The following is a 1,254-nucleotide window of genomic DNA, read 5'->3' on the forward strand; positions in this document are numbered from 1 at the left end:
GCAGATTCCATAATAAGTAAATTAAAAGGGGTAGTCGATGCTGTACTCATAAAAGTAATAAGAGCGTAATCTAATGAAATTGCTGGAATTGACCTCATAAATGGCATAAATATTAGTGGTATTGAAGTTCCGCCAAAACTGATAAGTATCTGCTTTTTCCTATCGAATTTATCTGCCATAAATCCCCAAATCATTGAGGCAGGAATTAAGATAGCATTACTTAGCGAAATAGCATAGGCTACGTTTATTGCATTCCCTCCCAAGGAGAGAATCTGCAAAGTTATTAGAGTTGATAAAGGTCCAGTCGCAGTGTTAAAGGGTATTACCAAAAACATCCATCGTGTGTCCTTGTACTTTATCATTTTCATCTTTGGCAATATGGTTAGATTAAAAAAATTTACTGAAAAGTTTAGTTAGATACTACCTTATACAAGTTTAAACTATTATAATCATATACATATAAGCTTCTAAAATAACCACAGATTTTTTCAAAACGTTTATTTTATACTTAAAATACTTCATAATAAATCTACAACCTTTATAAAAATGACAGATTTATATTCTAGAGATACTCATTACCCTAATTATGTTCGAAAATCTAAGTACAGAGCTCAAGAGTGCCTTAAAAGAGGCTCAATATAAGGAACCTACTAAAGTGCAACTAGAAGTCATACCTAGGATGTTAAATGGTAAAAGCGTTATAGTTCAAGCAAAGACTGGTTCTGGTAAAACTGCTTCGTATTTAATACCAATTCTTGAATTAAATTCTACTGCACTAATACTTTCACCCACTAGAGAATTAGCTTCTCAAATACTCGATGAACTCAGAAAGTTAGGTAAGTATAAACAAGTTAATGCAAGTCTAGTTATAGGGGGAATAAGTTATGATGGACAAAGGCAAGCTAATATCGTCATTGGAACTCCAGGTAGACTACTAGACTTATGGAGTAAAGGAAGCATCGATTTTTCAGCCTTTCAGATCGTTGTAGTTGATGAGGCTGACAGAATGTTGGATATGGGGTTCATAGATGATATAAGAATGATATTAAATCATACTAATCCAAAAATCATAGGATTCTTTTCCGCAACAATACCAGATAAAATAATGGAATTAGCAAAGGAGTTTTCACCACAAATCGAAGAAATAATTCTTGACGATTATAAGCCAGTAGAAGAGGTTAACCACAAGTTCATTAAGGTAACAAATGATTGGAGTGATAAGCTATTTAAGTTAATTGAGGAAGTCAAAGGGGA

At 32.9% G+C, this 1,254-nt stretch carries 1 protein-coding gene and 1 pseudogene; one reads left to right on the forward strand and one right to left on the reverse strand.

Annotation, left to right across the window (positions count from 1 at the left end; translation table 11 throughout):
- A pseudogene (locus DMP16_RS09945) lies at positions 1 to 362 on the reverse strand (MFS transporter); the annotation flags it as partial.
- Between the two features lie 224 nt (positions 363 to 586).
- Here DMP16_RS09945 and DMP16_RS09950 point away from each other — a divergent pair.
- On the forward strand, positions 587 to 1,254 hold a 668-nt coding region (locus DMP16_RS09950; protein WP_143577196.1), incomplete at its 3' end, for a DEAD/DEAH box helicase.

Origin of the sequence: Sulfolobus sp. B1 (assembly GCF_007050195.1) — an archaeon.
Taxonomy (GTDB): Archaea; Thermoproteota; Thermoprotei_A; order Sulfolobales; family Sulfolobaceae; genus Saccharolobus.